Raw genomic sequence first — 26,267 nt, forward strand, 5'->3', positions numbered from 1 at the left:
CGGCCGCCTTCTTCGATTCGATCTTGTCGCCCATCGCCGCGATCGCGCCCGGGTTCGGGCCGATGAAGACGATGCCGGCGGCTTCCAGCGCGCGCGGGAACGCCTCGCGTTCGGACAGGAAGCCGTACCCGGGATGCACCGCCTGTGCGCCGGTCTTGCGGCAGGCTTCGACGATCTTCTCGATCACCAGATAGCTCTCGGCCGCTGCCGGCGGGCCGATCAGCACCGCCTGATCGGCCATTTCGACGTGCAGCGCTTCGCGGTCGGCCTCGGAATAGACGGTCACCGTCTCGATACCCATCATGCGTGCGGTCTTGATGACCCGGCAGGAGATCTCGCCACGGTTGGCGATCAGAATCTTCTTGAACACAGCTCTTCCTACAACGGCATGTTGTCGTGCTTCTTGGCCGGAATCTCCATCTTCTTGTCACCCAGCATGGCCAGCGCCCGCGCGATTCGGAGCCTTGTTGCATGCGGCATGATGACGTCGTCGATGTAGCCGCGCTCGGCGGCGATGAAGGGCGACAGGAAGCGGTCTTCGTATTCCTTGGTGCGGGCCGCGATCTTGTCGGGGTCGCCGATGTCGCTGCGGAAGATGATCTCGACCGCCCCCTTGGCGCCCATGACCGCGATCTGCGCGGTCGGCCACGCATAGTTCATGTCGGCGCCGATCTCCTTGGAGGCCATGACGTCGAAGGCGCCGCCATAGGCCTTCCGGGTGATGATGGTCACCAGCGGCACGGTGCACTGCGAATAGGCGAACAGCAGCTTCGCGCCGTGCTTGATCAGGCCGCCATATTCCTGCGCGGTGCCCGGCAGGAAGCCCGGCACATCGACGAAGGTGACGATCGGGATGTTGAAGGCATCGCAGAAGCGGACGAAGCGCGCCGCTTTGCGCGAGGCATCAGAGTCGAGCACGCCGGCCAGCACCATCGGCTGGTTGGCGACGAAGCCGACGGTGCGGCCCGCGATGCGGCCGAAGCCGGTGACGATGTTCTTGGCGAACGCATCTGCGATCTCGAAGAAATCGCCCTCGTCCACGACCTTGAGGATCAGCTCCTTCATGTCGTAGGGCTTGTTCGGATTGTCGGGGATCAACGTGTCCAGGGACATGTCGACCCGCCCGATGTCGTCGAAGCTCGGCCATTCCGGCACGCCGTCGGTGTTGTTGGATGGCAGGAAGTCGATCAGGCGCCGCATCTGCAGCAGCGTCTCGACGTCGTTCTCGAAGGCGCCGTCGGCGATTGAGGAGCGCGTGGCGTGCACCGAGGCACCGCCCAGCTCTTCGGCGGTGACGACCTCGTTGGTGACGGTCTTCACCACGTCGGGACCGGTGACGAACATGTAGCTGGTGTTCCTCACCATGAAGATGAAGTCGGTCATGGCGGGCGAATAGACGTCGCCGCCGGCACAGGGGCCCATGATGACGGAGATCTGCGGGATCACGCCCGAGGCGAGCACGTTGCGGCGGAACACGTAGGAATAGCCCGCCAGCGCCGCGACGCCCTCCTGGATGCGCGCGCCGCCGGCATCATAGAGGCCGATGATGGGCGCCCGCGCCTTCATCGCCATGTCCTGGAGCTTTGTGATCTTCAGCGCGTGGGTCTCGGACAGCGAGCCGCCGAACACCGTAAAATCCTTGGCGAAGACAAACGTTTTGCGGCCGTTGACGGTACCCCAGCCGGTGACCACGCCGTCTCCCGGAATCTTGGTCTTCTCCATCCCGAATTCGGTCGAGCGGTGCTGGACGAACATGTCCATCTCCTCGAACGAATGCTTGTCGAGCAGCAGGTCGATCCGCTCCCGCGCGGTGAGGCGGCCGCGCGCATGCTGCGCGTCGATGCGCTTCTCGCCGCCGCCGAGTTTGGCACCGGCGCGACGTTGTTCAAGGGCTTCGATAACGGACATCGATTGGGCCAACTGATCTACCGCTTTCTGGCGATTGGAGGCAGGTCGGTGCAACTGCCCTCATGGACTTCGGCAGCCATGCCGATCATCTCGCCGAGGGTCGGATGCGGGTGAATGGTCTTTCCGATATCGATCGCGTCAGCCCCCATTTCGATAGCGAGACAGATTTCCCCGATCATATCGCCGGCATGCGGTCCGACGATCACGCCCCCGACGATGCGACCGGTTTCGGCGTCGAACAGCAGCTTCGTCATGCCATAGGACGCGCCCGACGCGATGGCCCGGCCGGACGCGGCCCATGGGACTTTTGCCGAACGGATCTTCCGTCCGGATTCGGCGACATCACGCTCGGACTTGCCGACCCAGGCGATCTCAGGATCGGTGTAGGCGACATTGGGGACGATCTTCGCGGTAAAGGCCGCCGGCTTCCCGGCAGCTACTTCCGCGGCGACGTGCCCCTCGTGAACGGCCTTGTGCGCCAGCATCGAACCGCCGACGACGTCGCCGATGGCGAAGACGTTGCGCGCCGTCGTTCTCATCTGCTCGTCGACCTGAATGAAGCCGTTCGAATCGATGGCAACGTCGATCCGTTCGAGGCCGAGCTCGCTACTGTTGGGAACACGGCCGGCCGATTGCAACACCAAATCGTACGATCGTGTCCGTACCGATGCGCCTGTGGTACCGACCCTCACGCCGTCCGGCGTGATTTCGGCGGTTGATACGCTGCTTGCGACGTCGATATGCTCGAAGCGATGCGCGTTGCGCGAACGCCAGATCTTCACCGCGTCGGCATCCACGCCCGCCAGGATATCGGGAAGCCTTTCGACAAGATCGATCTTGGTGCCGAGCGAGCTGTAGACGGTCGCCATCTCCAGCCCGATGATCCCCGCTCCGATCACGAGCATGCGGCCCGGAATGCTTCGCAGCGCGAGCGCGCCGGTCGAGGTCACGACCCGCTCGTCCTTGGGAAGCACCGCCAGCTGCACCGCGCGCGAGCCCGTGGCGATGATGCATTGACCAAATTCAATTTGCTGCGAGCCTGCCCCCTCACCGACAATCTCGAGCCGCGTGGCGGAGGCGAATTTCCCGATGCCGCGGATCACCGTGACGCGGCGCGCTGCCGCCATCTGGCTCAGCCCATCCGTCAACTTCTTGACAGTGCCGTGCTTGAAGGCGCGCAGCTCCTGCAGATCGATCTGCGGCGCGGCGAAGCGAATGCCCTTGTCCGCGATCCGTTCGGCTTCCTCCTTGACGGCCGCAACATGAAGCAGCGCCTTCGACGGGATACATCCAACGTTCAGGCAAACTCCGCCCAAGGTGCCGTGGCGTTCGACGATCGCGGTCCTCAGTCCAAGATCTGCGGCCCGAAACGCTGCTGAATAGCCGCCCGGCCCGCCTCCGATCACGACAAGATCGTAGCGCGTATAATCTGCTGCGCGCTGGCCAACATCCTGATCCACTGAGATCGTCTCGCATTGCGCGCCCGCTTCGTCCGACGCCGACGCCGTGCCAATCATGGAGCCTTGAGACACCTTCTCTCCAACACGCAGCGACATGCTCGTGATCACCCCTGCGATCGGCGACGGAATCTCCAGCGTGGCCTTGTCGGATTCCACTGTGATCAACGCCTGCTCTCGCACGACGACGTCGCCCGCCCTGACGTGGACCTCGACGACTTCGACGTCTCGGAAATCCCCGATGTCGGGGACCCGGATTTCCTCTGTCCGCATCTGCGTCCTCACAATGCGAAGCGCCGCAGATCGGTCAGCACCGACGCGACGAATCCCAGGAACCGGGCCCCGGCCACGCCGTCGACGACCCGGTGATCCCACGACAGACTCATCGGAAGGATGAGTCGCGGTTCAAACTCGCGGCCGTTCCAGACTGCCTCGGTGGCGGCACGACCAGCTCCGAGGATTGCCACCTCGGGCGCATTGATGATGGGCGTAAATCCCTGACCGCCGACGCCTCCCAGAGACGACACCGAGAAACAGCCGCCCTGCATGTCGCCCGACGCGAGCTGCCCCGAGAGCGCCTTGTCGGCGAGCGAGCGCATCTCCGCGGCGATCTGCCGAAGGCCCTTCTTATCGCAGTCCCGGATCACCGGCACGACCAGACCTTTCGGCGTGTCGACGGCGAAGCCGATGTGGACGTAGTGCTTGACGATCAACTCATCGCCATCGAGCGACGAATTGAAGCGCGGGTATTTCTGCAGCGCCAAGGCCGCGGCCTTGATCAGCAGCGACACCATGGTGAGCTTCGCCGTGTCCTTCGCGGCCTCGGCATTGGCCAGCTGACGAAAGGCTTCGGCGTCGGTCACATCCGCTTTGTCGAAATTCGTCACATGGGGAATGACGTTCCAGTTGCGCGAGAGGTTCGCGCCGGTCAGCTTCTGGATCCGCGTCAGCGGCAGGCGCTCGACCGCGCCGTACCTCCCGAAATCCACCTTGGGCCAATCGACCGGCGCGTCGGACGCAGGCGCCATCGCCGGTCCCGATCGCACCAGTCCGTTGACGAAGGCCGCCACATCCTCGCGCAGAATCCGGCCCTTGGGGCCGGTGGGCACGACAGAGTCCAGCGCCACGCCGAGCTCACGCGCCAAAGCGCGGACCGACGGCGACGCATGCGCAGCCCCGCTGGGCTGCGGCTGCTGTGCACGTGCTCGCGAGCCATCGACTCGAGCGGCGGGCGCCGGCTGTGACAGCGCCTCCTGCTGCGAGAACCGTCGCTCCACCTGTGGCGCCGACGCAGCCGCCGGCGGAGGCGCGGTGGATTCACCGCGACCTTCGAGGATCATCAGAACCGAACCTTGGGAAACCCGCGCCCCGACGTCGATCATCAGTTTGGCCACCGTGCCTGCGGCCGGGGACGGCACCTCCATCGTCGCCTTGTCGGACTCGATCGACAGCAACGGCATGTCGATCGTGACCTCGTCGCCGACCGACACAATGATTTCGACGACCGGAACATCCTTGTAGTCCCCAATATCTGGCAGAACGACTTCAATTGAACGAGGCATGCGCGCTCCGCCCTCTGTCAGCGAGACCAAGGCGATGCAACGCCGGTCGGCAATTCGTAGCTGGCGATGGCTTCGGCGACCTGCTCACGCGCCACTTCACCCAATTTTGCCAGCGCCGACAGCGCCGCAACGACAATCTGCTTGCGATCTACCTCGAAGAAAGATCTCAGCGCGGCGCGTGTATCGCTGCGCCCGAAGCCGTCGGTGCCCAGCACCGTATAGGGCGCCTCCATGTAAGAACCGATCAGTTGCGGATACGCCCGGACATAATCCGATGCCGCAACGATCGGCACCTTGCCGCCGAGGCATTGTGCGACGTGGCTCTCGACCGGGGGCGACAGCGGCGAGAGCCGATTCGTTCGCTCCACCTCACGCGCCTCCCGCGCCAGCTCGGAAAAGCTCGTTGCCGACCAGACTTCACTGGGCACCTTCCATTCGCTTTGCAGCATCGCCGCGGCGGCGAGCGCCTCCGGAAGAATGGCGCCCGAGCCGACCAGCCTGATCTTCGCCGGCCCGTCAGCGCTCGGCAGAACCCGATAGAGACCCTTGATGATGCCGTCGCGCGCATCGTCGGGTATCGAGGGCTGCGCATAATTCTCGTTCATTGCGGTGAGATAATAGAACTCGTCCTTGCCCTGCTCGAGCATCGACCGCATGCCGTGATCGACGATGACGGCCACCTCGTAGGAGAATGCCGGATCGTAGGCCCGGCAGTTCGGAACGGTTGCCGCCATCAGATGGCTGGACCCGTCCTGATGCTGCAAGCCTTCGCCGCCGAGCGTCGTGCGGCCGGCCGTCGCCCCGATCAGAAAGCCACGCGCGCGCTGGTCCGCCGCCGCCCAGATCAGATCGCCGACTCGCTGAAAGCCGAACATCGAATAGTAGATATAGAACGGCAGCAACGGGAAGTTATGGATGCTGTAGGAGGTCGCCGCTGCGGTCCAGGACGAGATCGCTCCCGCCTCGGTGATCCCTTCCTCCAGCAATTGACCGTCGATCGCTTCCTTGTAGTACAGCATCGAGCCGGCATCTTCCGGCTCGTAGAGCTGCCCCGCCGGCGAGTAGATGCCGACCTGCCTGAACAGGTTCGCCATTCCGAAGGTGCGGGCTTCGTCGGCGACGATCGGAACGATGCGCGGGCCCAGCGTCTTGTCCTTGAGCAAATTGGTGAACAGCCGCACGATCGCCATCGTGGTCGACGTCGCCTTGCCGTCGCCGCGCAACGCGAACTCCGCGTAGGATTGCAGCGGCGGCACCGGCAGCGCCGCCGAAGCGCGTCGCCTCACCGGCATGTAGCCGCCGAGCGCCGCGCGACGGGCGCGCAGATACTGAATTTCCGCGCTGTCTTCCGCAGGCCTGAAGAACTCCAGATTCTCGACCTGCTCGTTGCTGAGCGGCAGAGCGAACCGGTCGCGGAACGCATACAGCGCGTCGACGTCGAGCTTCTTGGCCTGGTGCGACGTCATGCGCGACTCGCCGGCGCCGCCCATGCCGTAGCCCTTCTTGGTCTTCGCCAGAATGACGGTCGGCCGTCCCTTCATGTCCTTAGCGGCAGCAAAGGCCGCGAACAGCTTCTTGAAGTCGTGGCCACCGCGCTTCAGGCCGTCGATATCCGCGTCCGACATGTGCGCAACCAGCGCCCGGACCTCGGGGTCCTCGCTGAAGAAGTTGGTGAGGTTGTAGGCCCCATCCTTGGCGCCGAGCGTCTGATATTTGCCATCGACGGTGTCGGCGAATTTGCGCAGCAACGCATGCTTGCTGTCGCGCGCGAAGATATCGTCCCAGTCGGATCCCCACAGCACCTTGATGACGTTCCAGCCCGCGCCTTGGAAGAGAGATTCGAGTTCCTGAATCACCTGCCCGTTGCCGCGGACCGGCCCATCCAGGCGCTGCAGGTTGCAATTGACGACGAAGGTGAGGTTGTCGAGATTTTCCCGCGCCGCCAGGGCGAGCCCGGCGATCGATTCCGGCTCGTCCATCTCGCCGTCGCCGAACACACCCCAGACGTGGCGACCAGCCGTCTGCACCAGGCCGCGATGCTGCAGATACTTCATGAACCGCGCCTGGTAGATCGCGCTGATCGGGCCGAGGCCCATCGACGCCGACGGCACCTGCCAGAACTCCGGCATCAGCCAGGGATGCGGATAGGACGACAGACCGGGACCGCTCAGTTCCTGGCGATACAGCTTGAGATTTTCGTCCGACAGTCGGCCTTCGAGATACGCTCGTGCATAGACTCCGGGGGACGAATGCGGCTGGAAATACACCAAGTCCCCCTCCGACTCGGAGCTTGACGCGCGAAAGAAATGATTGAATCCGACTTCGAAAATCTCTGCGGCCGAGGCATAGCTGGCGACGTGCCCGCCGAGTTCCCCATAGGCCTTGTTGGCACGGACCACCATCGCGAGCGCGTTCCAGCGAATGATCGCCGTCAGGCGCGTCTCGATCGCGATGTCGCCGGGGTAGGGCTTCTGCTGCTCGAGCGGAAGCGAATTGCGATAGGGCGAAAACGGCGGAGAGTCCGGCAGAACTCCAAGCTCCTTCGCACGCCGATCAAGCGCAGCCAGGATGTATCGCACGCGCTCGGCACCGGCGCTGCGGTGGAGCGATCCAAGCGATGCGAGCCAATCGGCGGTTTCGACCGTGTCCTGATCGGCGTTGACCGCCTTGCGTGGCGGATTGATGTGTGCAGTCATGCGTCGGGCTCCAGAAAGCCCGCACTTGGTAGCATCGGGTGCTATGGCACGTGCTGCTGAATACGGCCGCGTTCCGACGGATTGCCCGACTCCGGAGGGACGCCGAGGCTCGCGTCGCAGCATTCTCTGCTGTTGGTTTAATCAGCAAGTGATCGACCCGTGGGCCGCCTGACAGGTGCTTCCGCTTGGTCACGGCGCAACATGACGCATCACTAAGCGCTCACGCCGCAGGAGCGGGCATCTTGTCGCAGATCAGCGAACTCGACGGCTCGCCGCGACTAGTGACCTGACCCTTCAAAACAGCTAACCTCGGTTAACAGCAGGATCTGCATCAAGGCTTGACTGACTTGACGAATTGGCAGGATTGAAATGCCGCCCGAGACCGAGTTCGATCCGGATTTTGCGCGAATGGATCTGCCCGATCTTCGGATCAACTATGATCCGGTCGATCCGGATCAGTTCGATCGTCCCGTCACTTCATTCTGTCTCGAAACCAGCAAAGACAACGACGACCTGCCGCTGCACTCACACCGCAAAGGCCAATTGGTTGTCGCGTCTCATGGCTCGGTGATGTGCCGGGCGCCTGGCGGCTTGTGGATCGTGCCTCCCCAAGGCGCGGTATGGATCCCGGCCGGCGTGCAGCACAGCAATTGCGTGGCCGATTTCGGCAAACTCTACACCGTGTTCATCGATCCACAGGTCAGCATGCTGCCGCGGACCTGCTGCACGCTGATGATCACGTCGCTGGTGCGCGAATTGATCCACCGCCTCTCGTTGTTCCCACCGCTCTATCCGCTGGAAGGACCGACCAGCCGTCTCGGCCGGGTCTTGCTCGACGAACTCGTGCAGATGCCGACGACGGATGAAATGTATCTGCCGATCTCCCCCGACGCCCGTCTTCAACACCTCGCGACCTCCTTGTTGAATAATCCAGGCGACCGCAGCACGATGGACGAAGTCGCCTCGCGCTACGCAATGAGCGAGAGCACGTTCGCACGCTTCATCGCCAAGGAAACAGGGATGACCTTCGGGCGCTGGCGCCAGCGTCTCCACATTCTGATCGCCATGCAACGCCTCACGGCGGGCAGCTCGGTCCAGGCCGTGTCGCTGGAACTGGGCTACGAAACGCCCAGCGCGTTCATCACGATGTTCAAGAAGACGATGGGACAGAGCCCGCGCCGCTTCCTTGCCGAGCGGTCGCGCCTGATCAATTCGGACAGTTTGCCCTAGCTCGCACGTCCTTGCCTCGGCATTTGACGACCGCGGCCCCACGACGCTTTCGCGGGGCCGCACGGAACGACGTCAGCGTTTGCTGTAAGGCGCAAGCGGATACTCGAGCGACGCTTCCGCGATTGCCTTTGGAGCCACCACTCGCGGCCTGCCTTTCAGACCCTGCAGCATCACCATCGAACAGTGGATGTTCTGGCCGGTCTCGTCGAACTTGGTGTTGTCGCCGTACATCAGGAAGGGCTTCATGTCGGTCGTCTTGAGCGCGCCGTGAATCGCCGGCGACTCCGGCGACGCCGCCCGCGTCACGGCGTCTGCGACGATCTGCACCGCCTCGAACGCGCAGCCCGCATTGGCATCGAACCAGTCGTTCGGGTAGTCCGCCGCGAACATCTTCATGATCTTGTCGGTCTCGGCGCCCTTGGGATTGAGCCACAACGCCGACAGAACCGGACCGTCACCGTACTTTCCGAGCGCGTCGTGATACGCCTTGTCCGACACGCCGTTGGAGTTGGGCGAAAACACCATCTTGGGATCCCAACCCTGCTTGATGCATTCGCGCGCGATCATGATCGCGTCGTTGACGCGCGTGACCGAGATCAAGGAATCGGCACCCGACGCTTTCGCCTTGGCGACCTCCACCGACAGGTCCTTGGCCTTCTCGTCATAGGCAACGTACTGCGCGATCTTGAGCGGCACACCCACTTCCTTCCACGCCTGATCGATGCTGGCCGCCGTCGACTGCCCCATCGTGTTGTTGAGATGGAGAACGACGGCGCTACTCGGCGGATCCTTCAGCGTGCCAAGCGCGGACTTCAGCTCGGCCAGCGATTGCCGCACGATGGTCAGCGACGTGGGGTAATAGCGGAACACCTGGGTGAAGCCCTGCGAAGTCACCTGGGTGGCGCTCGCGATGTGGACCACCATCGGCACCTTGGCGGCCTCGCAGGCCTGCAGCGCCGAAATGGTGGCACCGGAATCCCACGCGCCGATCAGCACGGTGCAGCCCTGCCGGATCAGGCTCTCTGCGGCGATCCGGCCGTTCTCCGGACGGCTTTGCGTATCGGCGTGAACGATCTCGATGTCGAGGCCGAACTTCTCACGCGCAAATTTGGCGCCGAGATCGATGCCGCGCACGCAGGCCTGACCGGGAAACGCCAGAACGCCGCTGCTGGGCATGATCGCTCCGACCTTCACCTTCGTGGTCGCCGCAAACGATGGCCTTGATACCAGCCCTGCCGCAATTCCCAATCCGCTTCCGACAATCGTCCGCCGCGTGATTCCGCTTCGCTTGGTCATCTCGATGTCCTGCTGCTGAAGGAGTGAACTGTATTTTGACTAGTAGCTTCGTAGGTTTGGAGAGCGACCGCCGACGTCAAAGGCCCATCTCGGCCTTGATCAGCCTTTCCTCGGTTTGGTCGTAGAGAGACGCGATCAGTGACTGATAGCGCTCATTGATCTGCTTGCGACGCTTCTTCCGCGTCGGCGTCATCACGCCGTTCTCGAGCGACAGCTCCTCCGGCAGAATGCGGAATGCCTTGATCTGCTCGGCTCGCGCCAGCCTTCCGTTGGCCTTGCCGATCTCCGCCTCGATCAGCCGGTTGACGATCTCGGAGGCTGCCAGGTCGGCGTAACCTGAGATCTTGTCGTCGCGCGACTTCGCCCAGTCCATTGTGGCGGTGGCATCCACTTCGATCAGGGCGGTGAGATATTTTCGCCCCTCGCCGATGACCGCCGCCTCGGAGATGAAGGGGCTGTGCCTCAGCTCGTTTTCGATCTGAGTCGGGCTGATCGATTTGCCGTTCGACGTGTTGATGATCTCCTTCTTCCGGTCGACAAGCTTGAAGGTTCCTTCCGGCGACACTTCGACGATGTCGCCGGTGTAGAGCCAGCCGTCGCGAAGCGCCGCTTTCGTCTCGTCCGGCTTGTTCCAATAGCCCGCGAACAATCCCGGTCCACGGACGATCATCTCGCCGTCCTGGAGCACGGCGGTTTCCCAGGCCGGATCCGGCAGCGGGACCCCGACGTTGCCAGCCTTCGGCCACTCCGCCATCTGCACCAGATTGGCACCGACCAGTTCGGTCTGGCCGTAGCACTCCTTGAGCTGCAAGCCCCACAACTGCCACAGCGACATCAGCTCGGACGGCATCGCCGCCGACGAGGTGAACGCGACCTTCAGCTCGTCGAAACCGACCTCCGCGAGCAGCGGCAGGAACACTTGCTCGCGGCAGGCCGCGAACAGTTTCGAGACGAAGGCATCCTCGTGGCCGCGCTGACGGTCTTCGAGCGCCCTGAGCGCGATCGTCATGGCGAGCGTGTAGTTCTGATCTCCCGCTTCCCCGGCGGGATGCACCTTGCTGAGGATCTGTGTCGCAAAGCGCTGGTAGAACCGCGGCGGCGCCATATAGTAGGTCGGCTTCACCTCTTTGATCGTCTGGGCGAAGTCCGCAGTCGTCTCGCCGAAATATGGAACTGCGTCGGCGATCAGCGGCAACGTGGTCGCCTGCCCGCGCGCCACGGTGTGCGACATCGGCAAATGCACGACCACCCGGTGTTCCTCTTCGCGCATGCTGGGGCCGAACAGGGTGATGCAATGAACGCCGGCGAGAATGGAAAGGTGCGTCAGCATGGCGCCTTTGGGGCTTCCGGTCGTCCCGGACGTATACCCGATGCTGACGACATCGGACGCCTTTGCTGTCGCGCTCTCCTTCTGCAGATAGTCATGCGCATCGACATCGTGTGCTCCAACAAAGTCGGCCAGCGACTTGATCGACGCCGAGGCCTCGCCGGTCCAATCCGGGTCGAGCACGATGATGCCGCGGAGCTGCTCGGCCCGACCGGAGGCGAGCACGATGCGAAGCTGCGGCTCCCCGCCGACGAACGCGAACTTCGCGCCTGAATCCGTGAGGCAGTAAGCCACTTCTTCGGGTGACGAGGTGAAGTAAACGCCCACCATGACGCCGCCGGCGCACATCGTGGCCATGTCGGCGATCAGCCATTCCTCGGACGAATCGCCCATGATCGCGACCCGATCGCCGCGCTCGAGACCAGCACGCCGCAGCGCGCTGGCCAGGTTCACGACACGCTGCGCATAGGCGCCCCACGTCATGGCGGTCCAGGCGCCGTGACGCTTTTGTTGCACGGCGATCTTGTCGGGCCGCTCCGCAAGTCGCGCAGCCAAAAGTTGCGCGACGGTCGTATCGGCCAACTGGGCGCCGGATGTCATCGCAGCGACTTTCATCTCAGCGCTCCGCGAAACGCTTGCGCTTGGCCGCGAAGGCGGCTACCGCCTCGGCCCGCTCGGGCGACTTGAAGGTCAACATCTCCAGCGCCGCAGAGGTGTCGAGCAGCAGGTGGGCGTACTGCTTGATGATCTTGTTGACGCTGTACTTGGTCCACACGATCGATTCCTTCGGCCCGCTTGCCAGCAGTTCGGCGTATTCGATCGCGGCATCGAGAACGTTGCCGTCTGCGACCACCTCGTTGATCATGCCGATAGCAGCCGCCTTCTCGGCGGAGATGAATTCGCCGGTCATCAGATAGTGCTTCGCGCGTACCGGCCCCATCAGCAGCGGCCAGATCACCGCGCCGCCATCGCCCGCGACGACGCCGGCATTGACGTGCGTGTCGGCGAAACGAGCTGTCGAGCTCGCATAGATAACGTCGCAGAACAACGCGAGCGTGGCACCCAGGCCGACCGCGACACCGTTGACGGCCGCGACGATCGGCACTTCGACTTCCAGCATGTTGCGGATGAGGTGGCGACCGCTGCGCGTCGGAGACGGCAGCGTCCCCTTATCCAGCGACTTCTGATCGCCACCAGAGCAAAATCCGCGGCCCGCACCGGTGAGAACGATCGCGTTGACAGAACTGTCGTGATCCAGCTTGACGAAGACGTCTTCGAGCTCCTCGTGCATCTCCCAGTTGATCGCGTTGAGGATCTCCGGGCGGTTCATCGTGACGATCGCGACGCCAGTGGCGCGCTGCTCGACGATCAGGTACTTGTAGCCGTATTGCGACATTGATTTCACCGTTCGATTACTGCTTCTGGGTCCGCATCAGCCGGATCCGCCCGAGGATCTCCTCGGTCGGCCGCACGACGTTATTTCCGTCGTTGAAATGCGGGATGACGTAGCGACCGACCATGTCGATTGCCTCCATGATCTTTTCGTGCGGGACGGAGTCCATGTGCAGCAGCACCTCGTCGATACCCATGGCCTCGAACTTCTCGATCTGACGAATGACCGTATCGGGGCTGCCGCACACCGTCGTAGCCGACTCGTTGACCAGATAGTCCCAGTCGTTGGCGGCGCGCTCCATCGACGGCACGCTCTCCCCCATGTATTTGTAGTCGTCGGCAATCGCCGCGAGACGCGGATAGGCATCGGTCGAGATCTTGGCATAGTGCATTAGCGGGCCGGCATAATCCGCCTTGGCCTGCTCGTCCGTTTTCCCGATGCCGATGAACAGCGGAATGCCGATACGCGGACGCTGCAGCGGTCCCTCCGCGTCGCACTTCCAGTTTTTTTGATAGGCGTCGATCAGCTTCTGCTGAGCTTCCCAGCCCTGATAGATGTTGCTGCTCATCACGGCGAAGCCCTGCGAGGCCGCCCAGAGATGACTGCGCTCGCTGGTCGCCGCGATCCCGATCACCGGATGCGGCTTCTGCAGCGGCTTCGGAACCAGCTGGCGCGGAGGGATCTGGTAGTACTTGCCGTCAAACGTGAAAATGTCCTGGCGCATCGCCGTTTTCAGCAGCGCCAGCCCTTCTTCCATCTGCGCCAGCGTTTCGTTCGGATCGACGTTGAACGCCCGCATCGCGATGGTGGTGTTGGCGCGGCCGCCGTAGAATTCCATGCGGCCGTTGGACAGGATGTCGGTCACGGCAAGCCGCTCGGCCGAACGCAAGGCGTGGTTGATGCGCTGCGGCATCAGCGTCACCGCCGCGCGCAGCTTGACGCGCGACGTCACCGCGGCCAGATAGCCGAACACCACTTCGGGCGCTGAGCTCGAGATCCCGCCCAGTGCCACGTGCTGCTCGGAGAGCGCGACGCAGTCGAAGCCGACCTTCTCGGCCAGACGGACTTCGTCGACCAGTTCGTGAAGCCTGCGCGAGTAACTGTGGCCGACCTGGGTTTCCTGTTCAGACCAGAACCCAAACGTAAGTGCCATGTCTCAATCCTTTTAGCTTGCGAGATGGCACAGGGTTTCATAGGCGTGGCGATATTTTCGCCCGAAAGCCGCGTTGCGTAGTAACGCTTTCCGAATTTTATGCTGTCAGCATTCGCAACATGGCAGACGCCCCGGGAAGCTTCGCCACGCAGCGGACGGGCTGACCGTCAACGGCGGGCGCTGGCGGCTCCGGCCTCGCTATCGAAGGTCTTGATCAGCAACTCGGCGACCGCCGCGAGGCACGCTTCGCCGATGTTGTGGCTCGAGCCGAACGGACTTCCGATCACGCCGTTATGCGAAACCGATCGGATGCCGTTCTTCCACATCAGTTCGAGATCAGCCTCCGACAAGCCGCCAAGATGGCCCACCTCGAAGCGGTCCGGTCTGACGCTGTCGGGCCTAATGACCATCATCAGCGACGTCTCGGCGATGTCGGCGTGGCCGCCGACGGCCGACACGTCTCCTCCGGCTTCGCGCACCGCATCGCGCCACGTGTCGATCCATTTCGTCGAGTCGAAGAACGCCAGGATCGCAACATCCGAGGGGACGACCCCGCGCAGGCGATCGAGCATGTCCTTCAGGACCGGAAAATTGCCGATGTGGCCCGAGTGAATCAGGATGCGCTTGAAGCCGTGACGCGCCAGGCTCGTGCAATAATCGACACAAATCGCTTCCAGCGTCTCCGGCCGTAGCGAGATCGTGCCCGGGAATGGCAGATGATGAGACGAGCAGCCGACCTTGATGGTCGGCGCCACCAGCGTGTTGCCGTGGCTGCGCGCGATCCGCTCGGCCAGAGCATCGGCATGATCCGCATCCATGCCCAAAGACAAATGCGGTCCATGCTGCTCGACGGCCCCCAGCGGGATCACCACCGTCGTGCACCCATCGGCCAGCGCCGCGGCGACTTCCTCGTGGCTCATCTGCTCCAGATAGATCTGATCGGGATATCCGCGCGCCATCATTCAGCCCTTACTGTTCCTTGACAAAAACCTCGCACGCACATTAATCGAGCTCTCGTCTGTGACATAGGCGTCGAGGTCGGCCACGGTCATTTCTTCGAGCGCCTGATCGCTCATTTGGCTGGTGAGGTTGAGCGATCGTTTGATGGCGTGGAACAGCTTGCGGTCTTTCTGCCGCAACGCGCCGCACACGTTTCGCGCTCGGGACGCGACCTCCTCGGTCGCGACGATCTCGTTCACGGCGCCAATCGCTACGGCGCGCTCCGCGCCGACAAGCTTGCCCCAATACAGCAGCTCTTGTGCCGCCCGCAGGCCGAGCTTCTCGACGGCCCGGCGCATGCCTTTGGTCACCGGCAGCAGGCCGTGGTTGATTTCCGGGAACCCGATCTTGCACGCCGCATCGGCCACGACGTGGTCCGCATGCAACAGAAATTCCAGGGCGCCTCCGACCGCATAGCCGCGGACGGCGCAGACGATCGGACCCGGATAGTTCTCCATCGCCACGAGAAGTTCGTGGAAGAACCGGATGCGCGGCCTCGCGACATCGATCCCGACGACTTCCTTGATGTCGCCGCCTGCGCTGAAAAAGCGGTCGCCGCCTCCGGTGAGCACGATGCCGGGCGGATTCTCGTCGTCGGCAAAGCGCCGGATCGCCTCCAGCAACTCGACGATGAGTTGAGCATTCAGCGCATTGGCCGGCGGCCGGTTCATCGTGATCGTGACCAGGTCTTGATCACGCTCGATCAGGAGAGAAGTGGCAGTGTTCATAAGTGAGACCCAAGCGAGAGCGGCTGCAACAGCCGGGGAGCGGTGGACCAAGCAGCGGAGACGAGAGCGGCACTGTCCGACGCCTCGCCGAGACGGCGCGCCTCACAATCCCAAATAGGCACGCTGGACATCGGGGTTCTCGAGCAGATCGCGGCTCGATCCGTGCAACACCACGGAGCCGTTCTCAAGCACATAGCCGCGGCTACTCAGCGCGAGCGACTTGGCGACATTCTGCTCGACGAGAAGGACCGTGATGCCCTGCTCGTTGAGGGATTTGACGACGCCGAACATCACATCGGTCAGCGCCGGCGACAGTCCGATCGACGGCTCGTCGAACATCACGATTTCTGGCTTCGACATGATCGCCCGACCGATCGCCAGCATCTGTTGCTCGCCGCCGGACAGCGTGCCGGCGAGTTGGTCGCGGCGCTCGCGAAGTCGCCCGAACAGCTGATAGACGGAATCAAGCGTATTTGCCAGGTCGTGCCTGGCCCGCTTCAGCGAGCCGCCGATCAGCAGATTGTCCTCGACGGAGAGCGCACTGAAGATCTGGCGGCCCTCGGCGACCTGAGCGATGCCCATTTCGCAGATGTCCCACGGCGGTCGCCGCGAGATTTCGACTCCGTTGATCCTGACGGAACCGCGCGACGACGGCACGATCCCCGCGATTGATCGGATCAGAGAGGTCTTGCCGGCGCCGTTGGCGCCGACCACGCAGATCAGTTCACCCTTGCCGATGCGGAGCGACACGCCGTTCAGCGCATTGGAGCCGTCATAGGCCACGCACAGGTCGTCGATTTCGAGAAGCGCGTCGTCAGGCATGGAAACCGGCTCCCAGATAACTTTCCAGCACCGCAGGATCCGCTACCACCTCTGACGGCTTGCCCTCGGCGATCTTGGCGCCGTGGTGAAGCACCACCACGGTCGACGCCACTTCCATCACGATCCGCATCACGTGCTCGACCAGTAGGATCGTCAGTCCACCCTCGGCGAGCCGGTGCAGCACGCCGACGACGCCGGCCGCTTCGGTCGGACGCAGCCCCGCCATCACTTCGTCGAGCAGCAGCAACTTGGGGCGGGTCGAGAGCGCCTTCGCCATCTCCAGCATCTTGCGATCGGGCAACGTCAACTGATCCGTCCGGGCATTCGCCTTGCCGGCGAGCCCGACATTTTCGAGCGACTCATACGCCTTGTCCCGCGCCTCCTTGACGTTCGTCGTCCAGCTGAAGGCGCCCACCATGGCATTCTCGAGCACCGACATATCTTTCATCGGCCGGACGATCTGGAAGGTGCGCGCAATGCCCATGCGGCACACCACTTCGGGCGGCTCGCGCTCGAGCGAACGCCCCTCGAACAGCACCTGCCCGGCGGTCGGTCTCAGCGCCCCGGCGACGAGATTGAAGCAGGTGGTCTTGCCGGCGCCGTTCGGCCCGATCAGGGCGGTGATGCGCCCTGCCTGCAGTGAGAAGCTGACGTCATTGACCGCGACCAATCCAACGAACGCTCTGGTCAGGTTCTTCACTTCGAGCAGCGCGGTCATTCCTCGACCTTCCGCAGTTGTGGGATCCGGCCGCGCGCTGGCAGCTGGATCGCCCCGTAGAGCCGAACGATCGACGGCCAGATGCCGTCGGGCAGAAACCACACGACCAGGATCAGCACCGCCCCGTAGGCGACGCTGTTCAGTCCGGGGAGCCCCAGGGCGTCGCCGAGAGCTCCCATGGCGTGATGCAGCGGGATTGCGGCCATCGAGCCGACCAGGGGGCCGAACGCAGTGCCCAATCCGCCGACCACGGGGCCGATCAGGACGTCGACCGAGATCGCCATGCCCATGATCGAATCCGGAAAGATCGCGCCCTGCACCAGGCCCAGCACGCCGCCGCCGATCGCGGCCGTCGCGGCCGATATCGAGACCACCAGCACCTTGTGGCGAAACGTCCGCACCCCCAGCGCGCGGGCGGCCTCGTCGTCATCCCGCATCGCTCGCCAGACATAGCCCCAATAGGACCGCGAGATCAGCTCCGTTCCCGCGACGCCGATGGCCGCAAGCGCGAGCGCGACGAAGTAGTAGAACCGCGCGTCACCGCGCAGCATCCCGAGGTCCATCGCGCCGCTCGGCGCCTGATAGAACAGGCCCTGCATGCCGCCGACATAGTCCCACCCGCCGAACATGATCCGGGCGAATTCGGCGGCTGCGATCGTGAGCAACGCGAAATAGATGCCACGGACCTCGAAGCGGAAGCTCAGCCACGCCAGCACCGCGCCGACGAACCCCGCAATCACGGCGCCCAGCAGCAGACCGACCCACGGGGTGACGCCGTATTTGATGTTGAGGATCGCCACCGCATACGCCCCGATTCCAACGAACAGCGCGTGACCGATGGATAGCTGCCCGCCGATCCCGAGCATCAGGTTCCACGATTGTCCCATGAAGGTGAACAACAGGACGATCGTCAGAAGCGAGATGACGTAGGCGTTGGACATGCCACCCACCACCGCCAGGGCGGCGAAGACCAGAGCGCCGGCGCCCCAACGCTTGGCGTCGCTGGCTTGATCAGATGTCCTTTGCACCGAAAAACCCCCTCGGACGGAAAATCAGGATGATGATCAGGAGCGCGTAAGGGAGTGCTGTTTTCATCGACGGCGTGAACATCAAGGCCGCGATCGCTTCGGCGACCCCGATCGTCAGGCCGCCCAGAAGAGCGCCGCCGAAGCTGCCGAGACCGCCGACGATGACCGTCACGAAGGCCAGCAGCGTGAAGTCGACGGCGAGATAGGGCTGCGCATCGAACAACGGCGAGATCAATGCGCCGGCGACGCCAGCGCAGGCGGTTCCGATGCCGAAGGTCACCGCATAGACCCGAGGGATGTTCAGCCCGACCACCAGTCCGCCCAGTCGATTATTGGCGGCGCCCCGCAGCGATCGGCCGAATGCGGAGTACTTCAGATAGGCTCCCAGTGCGGCGATCAGCAGTCCGGCCGTAGCGGCCGCCTGGATGCGGGCCCAATCCAAGGTGAGCGGTCCCACGCTCACGGTCTGGAAGGACAGCTGAGACGCCGTCGGCCGCGGATCCGGACCGAACGACATCAGCAATACGCCGCTGAAAAGCAGTGCGAGGCCGATGAAGACGATGAACTGATAGTGATGCGGCCGATCGACGAACCGCTTCACGACGAGCGTCTCCAGAAGATAGCCGAACACGAACATGACGACGGCGGCGATCGCGGCGGCTAAGACGATCGGGACGTCCCAGATTCGAACGGTCCAGTATCCGATGTAGATCCCGAACACGACCATCTCGCCATGAGCGAAATTGACCACGCGCATGACGCCGAAGATGATCGTGAGGCCGAGCGCGACGAGTCCGTAAACCAGCCCGATGAGCACCCCGCCGGCGATGACATTGACCCAAAGCGACAGCATCAGCGTCCGACCACTGATGGATGCGCGATGGAAAGTCGTCGTCTTCCTTGCATGCTGATCGGTTCCATCTTGGCTGTGGCGGAAACGTAGCGGCGTCGGACGCCGTCCTGTGTTTCAGACCGCCTTTGGCGCGGCGAAACTTCCGTCGATATAGACGAGCGACTCACATCCGGCTCTCATCGTCTGAGCCACCACCTCTCCGGTGAAGATGGTGTGACTAGTGTCGCTGTAAGCATTCACCACGCGGCAATCGAAGCTGCAGACCGCGCCGGCCAGACTTGGTGCTCCGGTTTTGAGATCGCACCACAAACCGTCGGCGAAGCGGATATCGCCCTTGCTGCCGTCCTGCCCGGAAAACTTGAGCGCTAGATCGCGATGCTCGACCCCCAGAATATTCCAGCAGAACGACCCACTGCTGAGAATGGTGTCGTGCGCACCGGCGGATCGATTGACGCAAACCAGCACGCTGGGCGGAGCCGCCGACAGCGAGCAGCCTGCCGTCAGTGTCAGACCATGGCGGTTCGGCGCCCGGCCTGTCGTGACGATCGACACGGTGCCCGGCACGTTGCGCATCGCAGCGCGGAATGCTGCGGCATCGAGCGGACTCGGTTCGGGCAGCGGCGGTGTTGCGGACGACATGGCTACGGCTCTTGGATTCATGGGATGGATGCGCCCTTTTCGTCTGTTTGTGAGTCCGGGCATGCAGCGCTGCCCCGGTGAACGTCTGCGCTATCCGGCCGCTTGATAGAACTGGATGACGTTGCCACCGGGATCCCGCACCTTCACCGTACGGCCATGACTGGCCATGTCCCGAACCGCGCCGACATGCGCACCCATGGCTGCGGCACGCTCCATGGCAGCCTCGAGGTTGTCGACATCGAAGACGAGAACGGCATCCTTGAGTTGTTCCGACGCGGATTCCTTCGGGTCGGCGACGCAGAACGCTGCCGCATCGCTCACGAACTGGATCCACTTGCCGGGATCAGCAAAGCGCACCTTCAGACCCAAGCCTTCGTAGAACGCTGCCAGGCGTCCAGGATCGTTCGCTGTCAGATAGACCTGCTTCAGTTTCACGCTCGACAATCCAACCATCCGCCGCCCTAGTGCGATCGTGGATGAATAGTCGCTCGAGCCTGTCAGCATTACTGCTTGAACAACGCGTGTCGTAGAAGCTTCATCAGCATTTTATGCTGCAGAGACTTGTCTGGTCGCTTGATCCGGCTCTGCGTCCGGCCGATCTTTGCCATTTTCCGGTCGTCGAAAGTGGTGGGCTGTGGCGCCCAACCACTTGTCTCGCGCAACGCCGGCGCTGTGGTCAGCGACGTGGGACCACGGTCGCACGCGGCTAAAGGCGGTCGCACGAAACAGGGCCGCAGAGTTGCGACGCTCGACACCGAAGCTCTCTGCTGCACATCCCGTCAAGTGCCAGGGGGGAGCCACTCGATGAAGCGCCGGTCGTTACATCGTGATCGATCCGTTGGATCAACATCGGCCTGCATATCGCATGTGCAAAAGTGTATCGAAATTAGGCAACTAACACTCTGATCGCAATGCACAATCCGAAGGTTGACGGTTTTTCGATACAAGTCGGCGATTTGTCGAAATCCCACAAGCGCAATTGCGGTTAGCGTTAACGCGATTGTCATCGCCCCGCAAACGATGGTGATAAGCGCCGCAAGAAGATTGCCAGATTTGGGAGACACGCGATGTCGACAACCTCTCTCGACAGAATAGATATCAAGATCCTCAACGAGCTCCAGCAGAATGCGAGCTTGACCAATGTCGAACTCGCATCACGCGTCAATCTCTCGCCGTCGCCGTGTCTGGCTCGCGTCAGAACACTCGAAAAACTCGGCGTGATCGATCGACGGATCGCCCTTCTCGATCCCGCCGTGCTCGGCATTGGTGTAACGGCTTTCATCCAGATCAAGCTGGAAAAGCAGGTCCAGACGTCACTCGAGAGTTTCACCCGATCCATCGACCGGCTGGCCCAGGTGATGGAATGCTATCTGATGACCGGTGAGAGCGACTATATGCTCCGCGTCATGGCGGCCGACATCGAAGATCTCGAAGACCTCATCGTCAACAAACTATCCCGCATCCCCGGTGTCAGCAGCATTCGATCAAATCTGGCCCTCAAGCGCATTTCGTACAAGACGGTGCTGCCGATCGACACCAATCGGCCGGTCACCGTGAAGGCTTGCGCCAACCCCTCGCGCCCTCTGGAGCGCTCCCCAAGACCCCGATACGACGCAGCTGGTCCTTTGCTGTCCGACGCGCCGATCGGGCTCGACACCAATTGTCCCAGCTACAGCGTGGAGAGACTATGAGGCGCCCCGCCATGGGCTCCGGCCGGTTAGCAATAATGGTGAAGTCAAGATCGGCAGAGTGCTCGAGCGGCGCTCCGAGCCTGACAATCCGCACACGACCCAACGCGAGCACACGTCGGCTCCAGCGAGCAGAGCGACCGAGATGACGGCGTCGATCGAAGCGGCCCTGCAGGCGTTCGCCGACGGCCAAATCGTCGTGGTCACCGACGACGACGATCGCGAGGGCGAAGGCGACCTCGTCGCCGCCGCCTCGCGGTGCACGGCTGAGAAGATGGCCTTCATCATCCGCCATACATCCGGAATCGTCTGCGCTCCGATTACCCTCGAAGACGCGAGACGCCTGCGGCTTGACCCGATGGTTCTCAACAACGACTCGGCTCACACCACGGCGTTCACCGTGTCGGTGGACTACCGGCCGGATAACGGAACGGGGATCTCAGCCGAAGAGCGGGCCTCGTGCTGCCGTGCACTCGCCAACCCCAACGCTGGCGCCGGCGATTTTTGCCGGCCGGGACACGTCTTCCCTCTGATCGCAAAGAAGGGGGACGCACTCATGCGCTCGGGTCACACCGAGGCCGCCGTCGACCTGTGCAGACTGGCAGGTCTCGAGCCGGTCGGTGTCATCAGCGACTGATGAACGACGATGGCTCAGTGATAAGGGGCCGCAAGTCGCGGCGTTCGCCGACAAGCACAAGCTGAAACAGGTCACCATCGCTGACCTCATCAGCTTCCGGCAGGCCCTCGAGACGCTGATCGAGCGCGTCTCGAGCGTCACGGCGGAGAGCCCGATCGGCCCGTTCCAGGGCTATTCGTATCGCTCGCCGTTCGACCCCATTCATCACGTCGCCTATATCTACGGAGAACTAGGCGACGGCATCAACGTCCTCACGCGCTTCTACAAACCAAACATCCTGCGCGATTTGTTCTCGGGTCAGGAACTGAGCTGCTGCCGGTTTGCTGGACACCCGGTTAAGCTAATCCCACCTTGCGCTCGAACTCAACCGGGCTGAGATAGCCGATGGTCGAGTGCTTGCGGATCGTGTTGTAGAATTTTTCGATGTAGTCGAACACATCGGCTCATGCCTCGTCTGGTTCGGTAGATCTTGTCGGCGGCGTTCGGTCTTGAGGGACGAGAAGAGGCTCTCCATCGCTGCGTTGTCCCAGACGTTGCCTGAACGGCTCATGCTGCAGAGAATGCCGTGGTCGGCCATCAAACGCTGGAACTCCTCGCTGGTTAGTGACTGCCCTGGTCGGGAGTAGTGCAACAGGGCATCCGGCTTGCCGCGTCGCCAGACGGCCATCAGCAGGGCATCGATTACCAACTCAGCTGTCATGGCGGCGCTCATCGACCAACCTACCACTCGACGTGAGAACAGGTCGATCACCGCTGCGACGTAGAGCCAGCCCTCCGCCGTCCAGAGATACGTAAAGTCGGCGATCCACTTCTGGTTCGGCCGCTCGGCGGCGAACTGCCGGCCAAGGAGGTTCGCCGGCACGGTCTCGAGCTGTCGATCGCCGCGGTCCTTCGGCAAGCACCGGCGTCGCGGCCGCGCGCGCAAGCCTTGCAGGCGCATCAGACTCTCACCATCGGCGTGTCCAACGAAAGCGATAGCAGAACGCCTCGATCGAGCGGATGCTGAAGCCGCCAACCATGCCGCGGATCCTGCGATAGTGATGAATCACACAGAGCCACTATCACAATAGGCGCGCGCAAAGTCACCTTCTTCCTTGATCTCAGTAAACACCGGAAAGCGCGGCTTCCAAGGCGTGCCGTTGGCGGTGGTGAGCTTGTTGAGCCGCTCCAGCACGCCGAGGCCATCCTTGCGAAGGCTGGCCGAGACCGCCGCGCGGTCCGGAAAATTCTTCAGGACGGCGTCGAGCCAGATGGTGCGGCCCGCCAGGAACCCGCTTGCACCCGCGGCATAGGAATAGTCGAGGACGCGCTCGAATTTTTCGGGCGCCGCGCCGCCCGACAGCAGCACCCATGGGATGCTGCGTTCGCCGCAGATCTCGCCGATCGCGTCGAACTCCCTTTGCGCGGCCTTGGCTTCCGCGCTGCCGTCACGAACCGGCAGGCCGTTGGCCGCAAGCGGGCTCTCCAGCTTGAGAAGATCGACGTTGTATTCGGGTTTTACGAACTCGCGCACACTGTCGATGACGAGCTGGGGAAGCTTGCCCGGCGATTCCACGTAATCGGCTGTGTGATTGGCACTGCCGAGGAACGGATAGACCAGCAACTCGAGCACGTAGGGAATATCGTGGCTGGCGCAGTCCTCGCCGATCTCGCGCACGAACTTCTTCTGGTGCTCGTTCACCGCGGCATCGGCATCCGGCCGGTACCAGGCCAGCACCTTGACGGCATCACCGCCCATGGCGCGGATCTTTTCCACGCTCCAATTGGTGATCGCACGCGACTTGCGGCCGCCGGCGGTCTCCTCGACACGGTGCTCTTCCAGCGTCATGATCAGGCCGCAGCGGGGCGGCAACAGATCGATCGCGGCGGGCACGGCGAAGTTCGGGTCGAACAGCATCGAGCTGCAATGCGGCGCGAGGTTCTCGACGAGAAGGCGTTTCGCCGCCGTGACGTCGGAATATTCGACCTGATCCCGCGTGATGCCCTTCGCCCTGGCGATGGCGTCGAACAATGGCGGCCGCTGATCCAGCGCGACCATGCGAAAGTGGCCGTCCGCGTCAGCAAGTCTGGCCAGGCCGCGATTCTTTCCGATCGTTCTCATGGTTTCGTCCTCATGAATGCAAGACACTCGTTGATATCGGGGATTCCGTTGCGCCCGCCGGCGTGGCGGCATTTCATGGCGGCCGTGGCTGCCGAGAACGCCATGGCGGCACGCACATCGAGGCCGGCGCCGATTGCGAGCGCGTAGGCGCCATGGAAGACGTCGCCCGCGCCGGTGGTGTCAACGACGTCGACGGCATAGGCGGCCTGCCGGTGCAACTGTCCCTGCTCGTACCAGCTCACGCCACCCTCGCCGCGCGTGACGGCGACGACGCGGCAGCCGAAGCGCGCGAGTCCCCCGAGGGATCTGTCATCAGCGGAGCCGGCATAAGCCGTCAGCGAGGGCTCGGAGAAGATCGCGTGGTCGGTCAGCGGCAGCAGCCGCTCGAACACCTCGGCGTCGGCCATGTCGCCGTCGAGCACCGTCGGAATGCCCCGTGCGCGCGCTTCCCCGAACAGTGTTGCGGCGCCCTCGACCCAGCGCGGGTCGGCCAGCACGGAAAACGCCTGCGCCACGGCGTCAAGCGGGAGCCAGTCCGCGGCTTCCGGATAAAGGCCGCGAAAGTTGACAATCTGCCGCTCACCGAGGCTGTCGACGATGATTCCGGAGACGGACGAACGGCCGTCGGGAAACAGCCGGAAATTCTCGACATCGACGCCTTCTGCGGCGAAGGCCGATTTCATCTCGTGGCCGGCGGCATCGTTCCCTGCCCGTCCCCAGAACGCGACGGACGCGCCGAGCTTTGCCACCGCAACCGACGCGTTGGCCGCCATGCCGCCACCGAGCGTGCCGTACGCAAGCGCCCTGATCTTCTCGCTTCCACCCACAAACGACCGATCGACACGCCAGACCTGGTCGAGCGCGGACAGGCCGAGGCAGATCACATGCACGGACTTCGCTTTGGACGCCACGTCCGCCAGCGCCGAGAGGTCGCCGATGTCGACCGATGCACTCACCGCAGGACCCGTCCATTGGCCGCATCGAACAGATGCGTCTTGCCCGGCTGCGGGCGCAGATTGATGCGGTCGCCGATCTTCGGCCGCAGCGCCGGATCGACCCGCGCAATCGCCGATCCGCCGGCGAGGTCGAAATGGATCAGCGTGTCCGAGCCAAGCGGCTCGACCAGCTTGACAGTGATGCCGACGCCATCCGCATCATCGGCCGCGACGGCAAAATGTTCGGGGCGAATGCCGAGCACGGCACTCCCGGCCCTGCCCAGGCGGGCTGCGGTCTCGCCATCGAGTGGCACCCTCGTTCCGCCTTGAGAGAGCACCGCGCCCTCCTGCCGCCACTCGACCGGGAAGAAGTTCATTGCGGGCGAGCCGATGAAGCCAGCGACGAACTGGTTGGCCGGCCGCTCATAGACCGTCTCCGGCGTATCGTATTGCTGAATCGTGCCGCTCTGCAGCACCACGATCCGGTCAGCCATGGTCATGGCCTCGATCTGATCATGGGTGACGAAGACCATGGTGGTCTTCAGCTCCTGCGAGAGCGCCTTGATCTCGGCCCGCACCTGCCCGCGCAGCTTGGCGTCGAGATTGGACAGCGGCTCGTCGAACAGGAACGCCTTGGGATTGCGCACGATGGCGCGGCCCATGGCGACGCGCTGGCGCTGGCCGCCGGAGAGCTCCTTTGGCTTGCGGTCGAGATAGGGCTCGATGTGCAGCAGCGCGGCGGCGCGCCTCACGCGCGTGTCGATCTCGGCCTTCGGCACGCCCCGTAGCTCCAGCGCAAACGACATGTTGTCGTAGACCTTCATGTGCGGATAGAGCGCGTAATCCTGGAACACCATGGCGATGTCGCGTTGCGCGGCCTGCACGCCGTTGACGCGCCTGTCGCCGATATAGAGGTCGCCCGACGAGATCGGCTCGAGGCCGGCGATGATCCGCAGCAAGGTCGACTTGCCGCAGCCGGACGGGCCGACGAAGACGACGAACTCGTGGTCCGCGATCTCCAGGTTGAGATCGGGGATCACGGTGAAATTGCCGTAGCGTTTGGTGAGGTTGCGGATCGAGATCGAGGCCATGATCGC

At 63.2% G+C, this 26,267-nt stretch carries 22 protein-coding genes and 2 pseudogenes; 3 read left to right on the plus strand and 21 right to left on the minus strand.

What is annotated here, in order from left to right:
* The 5 genes from ACYCVF_RS25285 to mdeB form a co-directional block, all read right to left on the minus strand.
* On the minus strand, positions 1–370 hold a 370-nt coding region (locus ACYCVF_RS25285; protein WP_459605019.1), incomplete at its 3' end, for a biotin carboxylase N-terminal domain-containing protein.
* Positions 371–378: 8 nt separating this feature from the next.
* Positions 379–1,908, minus strand: a complete 1,530-nt coding sequence (locus tag ACYCVF_RS25290) for an acyl-CoA carboxylase subunit beta (RefSeq protein ID WP_459605018.1) — start codon at positions 1,906–1,908, stop codon at positions 379–381.
* Between the two features lie 17 nt (positions 1,909–1,925).
* The gene (gene lpdA / locus ACYCVF_RS25295) at positions 1,926–3,638 is read right to left on the minus strand and encodes a dihydrolipoyl dehydrogenase (protein WP_459605017.1); all 1,713 of its coding nucleotides are present in this window, start codon (positions 3,636–3,638) and stop codon (positions 1,926–1,928) included.
* Between the two features lie 8 nt (positions 3,639–3,646).
* Complete coding sequence (locus tag ACYCVF_RS25300; RefSeq protein WP_459605015.1) at positions 3,647–4,927, minus strand: 2-oxo acid dehydrogenase subunit E2; 1,281 nt, start codon at positions 4,925–4,927, stop codon at positions 3,647–3,649.
* Between the two features lie 17 nt (positions 4,928–4,944).
* Positions 4,945–7,623 carry an alpha-ketoglutarate dehydrogenase gene (mdeB, locus tag ACYCVF_RS25305; protein ID WP_459605014.1) on the minus strand — a complete coding sequence of 893 codons (2,679 nt, stop codon included), beginning with the start codon at positions 7,621–7,623 and terminating at the stop codon, positions 4,945–4,947.
* A 369-nt stretch (positions 7,624–7,992) separates the two neighbouring features.
* Here mdeB and ACYCVF_RS25310 point away from each other — a divergent pair, with 369 nt between their 5' ends.
* Positions 7,993–8,853, plus strand: coding sequence for an AraC family transcriptional regulator (locus tag ACYCVF_RS25310; RefSeq protein WP_459605013.1), 861 nt, complete (start codon positions 7,993–7,995; stop codon positions 8,851–8,853).
* Positions 8,854–8,925: 72 nt separating this feature from the next.
* On the opposite strand, the gene ACYCVF_RS25315 is transcribed toward ACYCVF_RS25310, so the two are convergent.
* The 12 genes from ACYCVF_RS25315 to ACYCVF_RS25370 form a co-directional block, all read right to left on the minus strand.
* Positions 8,926–10,149, minus strand: a complete 1,224-nt coding sequence (locus ACYCVF_RS25315; protein WP_459605012.1) for an ABC transporter substrate-binding protein — start codon at positions 10,147–10,149, stop codon at positions 8,926–8,928.
* Positions 10,150–10,225: 76 nt separating this feature from the next.
* Complete coding sequence (locus tag ACYCVF_RS25320; protein ID WP_459606668.1) at positions 10,226–12,091, minus strand: AMP-dependent synthetase/ligase; 1,866 nt, start codon at positions 12,089–12,091, stop codon at positions 10,226–10,228.
* A gap of 1 nt (position 12,092) precedes the next feature.
* Positions 12,093–12,872, minus strand: a complete 780-nt coding sequence (locus ACYCVF_RS25325) for an enoyl-CoA hydratase/isomerase family protein (RefSeq protein ID WP_007594449.1) — start codon at positions 12,870–12,872, stop codon at positions 12,093–12,095.
* A gap of 16 nt (positions 12,873–12,888) precedes the next feature.
* The gene (locus ACYCVF_RS25330; RefSeq protein ID WP_459605010.1) at positions 12,889–14,022 is read right to left on the minus strand and encodes an LLM class flavin-dependent oxidoreductase; all 1,134 of its coding nucleotides are present in this window, start codon (positions 14,020–14,022) and stop codon (positions 12,889–12,891) included.
* Between the two features lie 167 nt (positions 14,023–14,189).
* Positions 14,190–14,984 carry a creatininase family protein gene (locus ACYCVF_RS25335; RefSeq protein ID WP_459605009.1) on the minus strand — a complete coding sequence of 265 codons (795 nt, stop codon included), beginning with the start codon at positions 14,982–14,984 and terminating at the stop codon, positions 14,190–14,192.
* Positions 14,985–15,749 carry an enoyl-CoA hydratase/isomerase family protein gene (locus ACYCVF_RS25340; RefSeq protein ID WP_459606669.1) on the minus strand — a complete coding sequence of 255 codons (765 nt, stop codon included), beginning with the start codon at positions 15,747–15,749 and terminating at the stop codon, positions 14,985–14,987.
* Between the two features lie 102 nt (positions 15,750–15,851).
* Positions 15,852–16,571, minus strand: a complete 720-nt coding sequence (locus ACYCVF_RS25345) for an ABC transporter ATP-binding protein (RefSeq protein WP_061881451.1) — start codon at positions 16,569–16,571, stop codon at positions 15,852–15,854.
* Positions 16,564–17,289, minus strand: a complete 726-nt coding sequence (locus ACYCVF_RS25350) for an ABC transporter ATP-binding protein (protein WP_448030311.1) — start codon at positions 17,287–17,289, stop codon at positions 16,564–16,566. The genes ACYCVF_RS25345 and ACYCVF_RS25350 overlap by 8 nt, the downstream gene beginning before the upstream one ends.
* Positions 17,286–18,317 carry a branched-chain amino acid ABC transporter permease gene (locus tag ACYCVF_RS25355; RefSeq protein ID WP_459605006.1) on the minus strand — a complete coding sequence of 344 codons (1,032 nt, stop codon included), beginning with the start codon at positions 18,315–18,317 and terminating at the stop codon, positions 17,286–17,288. Before ACYCVF_RS25355 ends, ACYCVF_RS25350 begins: the two co-directional genes overlap by 4 nt.
* Positions 18,301–19,170 (minus strand): branched-chain amino acid ABC transporter permease, encoded by an 870-nt coding sequence (locus ACYCVF_RS25360; RefSeq protein ID WP_459605005.1) that lies wholly within the window; start codon positions 19,168–19,170, stop codon positions 18,301–18,303. The genes ACYCVF_RS25355 and ACYCVF_RS25360 overlap by 17 nt, the downstream gene beginning before the upstream one ends.
* 114 nt (positions 19,171–19,284) lie before the next feature.
* Positions 19,285–19,872, minus strand: a complete 588-nt coding sequence (locus tag ACYCVF_RS25365) for a flavin reductase family protein (RefSeq protein ID WP_459605004.1) — start codon at positions 19,870–19,872, stop codon at positions 19,285–19,287.
* 27 nt (positions 19,873–19,899) lie between these two features.
* Positions 19,900–20,244: a VOC family protein gene (locus tag ACYCVF_RS25370; RefSeq protein ID WP_459605003.1), complete on the minus strand. Its 345-nt coding sequence runs from the start codon at positions 20,242–20,244 to the stop codon at positions 19,900–19,902.
* Between the two features lie 632 nt (positions 20,245–20,876).
* Between ACYCVF_RS25370 and ACYCVF_RS25375 the strand changes: the two genes are divergently transcribed.
* Together ACYCVF_RS25375 and ribB are read left to right on the plus strand one after the other, a co-directional pair.
* On the plus strand, positions 20,877–21,500 hold the full coding sequence (locus ACYCVF_RS25375) for an Lrp/AsnC family transcriptional regulator (protein WP_246918249.1): 624 nt from the start codon (positions 20,877–20,879) through the stop codon (positions 21,498–21,500).
* Positions 21,501–21,642: 142 nt separating this feature from the next.
* A pseudogene (ribB, locus tag ACYCVF_RS25380) lies at positions 21,643–22,438 on the plus strand (3,4-dihydroxy-2-butanone-4-phosphate synthase); the annotation flags it as partial.
* 31 nt (positions 22,439–22,469) lie between these two features.
* Here the strand turns inward: ribB and ACYCVF_RS25385 are convergent.
* The 4 genes and pseudogenes from ACYCVF_RS25385 to ACYCVF_RS25400 form a co-directional block, all read right to left on the minus strand.
* Positions 22,470–23,083, minus strand: a pseudogene (locus ACYCVF_RS25385) (IS3 family transposase); the annotation flags it as partial.
* A gap of 96 nt (positions 23,084–23,179) precedes the next feature.
* Positions 23,180–24,235, minus strand: coding sequence for a tagatose 1,6-diphosphate aldolase (locus ACYCVF_RS25390; RefSeq protein ID WP_459606670.1), 1,056 nt, complete (start codon positions 24,233–24,235; stop codon positions 23,180–23,182).
* Positions 24,232–25,191 (minus strand): sugar kinase, encoded by a 960-nt coding sequence (locus ACYCVF_RS25395; protein ID WP_459604974.1) that lies wholly within the window; start codon positions 25,189–25,191, stop codon positions 24,232–24,234. Before ACYCVF_RS25395 ends, ACYCVF_RS25390 begins: the two co-directional genes overlap by 4 nt.
* The gene (locus ACYCVF_RS25400; protein WP_459604972.1) at positions 25,188–26,261 is read right to left on the minus strand and encodes an ABC transporter ATP-binding protein; all 1,074 of its coding nucleotides are present in this window, start codon (positions 26,259–26,261) and stop codon (positions 25,188–25,190) included. Before ACYCVF_RS25400 ends, ACYCVF_RS25395 begins: the two co-directional genes overlap by 4 nt.
* Between the last annotated feature and the right edge of the window lie 6 nt (positions 26,262–26,267).

Source organism: Bradyrhizobium cedriense (assembly GCF_054602315.1).

Coding starts and splice junctions, on each gene's coding strand:
- ACYCVF_RS25290 (WP_459605018.1), bottom strand. CDS start 1,908: ATGTCCGTTATCGAAGCCCTTGAACAACGTCGCGCCGGTGCCAAACTC.
- lpdA (WP_459605017.1), bottom strand. CDS start 3,638: ATGCGGACAGAGGAAATCCGGGTCCCCGACATCGGGGATTTCCGAGAC.
- ACYCVF_RS25300 (WP_459605015.1), bottom strand. CDS start 4,927: ATGCCTCGTTCAATTGAAGTCGTTCTGCCAGATATTGGGGACTACAAG.
- mdeB (WP_459605014.1), bottom strand. CDS start 7,623: ATGACTGCACACATCAATCCGCCACGCAAGGCGGTCAACGCCGATCAG.
- ACYCVF_RS25310 (WP_459605013.1), top strand. CDS start 7,993: ATGCCGCCCGAGACCGAGTTCGATCCGGATTTTGCGCGAATGGATCTG.
- ACYCVF_RS25315 (WP_459605012.1), bottom strand. CDS start 10,149: ATGACCAAGCGAAGCGGAATCACGCGGCGGACGATTGTCGGAAGCGGA.
- ACYCVF_RS25320 (WP_459606668.1), bottom strand. CDS start 12,091: ATGAAAGTCGCTGCGATGACATCCGGCGCCCAGTTGGCCGATACGACC.
- ACYCVF_RS25325 (WP_007594449.1), bottom strand. CDS start 12,872: ATGTCGCAATACGGCTACAAGTACCTGATCGTCGAGCAGCGCGCCACT.
- ACYCVF_RS25330 (WP_459605010.1), bottom strand. CDS start 14,022: ATGGCACTTACGTTTGGGTTCTGGTCTGAACAGGAAACCCAGGTCGGC.
- ACYCVF_RS25335 (WP_459605009.1), bottom strand. CDS start 14,984: ATGATGGCGCGCGGATATCCCGATCAGATCTATCTGGAGCAGATGAGC.
- ACYCVF_RS25340 (WP_459606669.1), bottom strand. CDS start 15,749: ATGAACACTGCCACTTCTCTCCTGATCGAGCGTGATCAAGACCTGGTC.
- ACYCVF_RS25345 (WP_061881451.1), bottom strand. CDS start 16,571: ATGCCTGACGACGCGCTTCTCGAAATCGACGACCTGTGCGTGGCCTAT.
- ACYCVF_RS25350 (WP_448030311.1), bottom strand. CDS start 17,289: ATGACCGCGCTGCTCGAAGTGAAGAACCTGACCAGAGCGTTCGTTGGA.
- ACYCVF_RS25360 (WP_459605005.1), bottom strand. CDS start 19,170: ATGCTGTCGCTTTGGGTCAATGTCATCGCCGGCGGGGTGCTCATCGGG.
- ACYCVF_RS25365 (WP_459605004.1), bottom strand. CDS start 19,872: ATGCCCGGACTCACAAACAGACGAAAAGGGCGCATCCATCCCATGAAT.
- ACYCVF_RS25375 (WP_246918249.1), top strand. CDS start 20,877: ATGTCGACAACCTCTCTCGACAGAATAGATATCAAGATCCTCAACGAG.
- ACYCVF_RS25390 (WP_459606670.1), bottom strand. CDS start 24,235: ATGAGAACGATCGGAAAGAATCGCGGCCTGGCCAGACTTGCTGACGCG.
- ACYCVF_RS25400 (WP_459604972.1), bottom strand. CDS start 26,261: ATGGCCTCGATCTCGATCCGCAACCTCACCAAACGCTACGGCAATTTC.